1 protein-coding gene is annotated in these 213 nt (G+C 58.7%); it reads right to left on the bottom strand.

The window, feature by feature from the left end; genetic code table 11:
• Positions 1 to 95: 95 nt before the first annotated feature.
• A partial coding sequence (locus tag AF337_RS45490; protein WP_280138857.1) for an SURF1 family cytochrome oxidase biogenesis protein occupies positions 96 to 213 on the bottom strand: 118 nt, incomplete at its 5' end.

Here is a 213-nt window from a genome sequence, read left to right as displayed (position 1 = left end):
ATCGTCGACCTGCCTCGTCTCGGCAAACCCTTCTCGCAAGCGCAACTCGCCGAGGCGATCAGCCGGATTGCTTCATAAGGGTGATCACTGCTGCATTATGCAGTGGCCCTCTCGCCGCGAAGAATGAACACCAGCAATGCCAGCACCATCGCCGCCAGCCCGTACCAGGTGATCGCGTAGACGAGATGGTTGTTGGGGAAATCGATGACCGTC

Origin of the sequence: Rhizobium ecuadorense (assembly GCF_001187535.1) — a bacterium.
Lineage (GTDB): Bacteria > Pseudomonadota > Alphaproteobacteria > Rhizobiales > Rhizobiaceae > Rhizobium > Rhizobium ecuadorense.
Note: the sequence above shows the minus strand (reverse complement) of the source record. Positions and strands in the feature narration are given on the sequence as shown.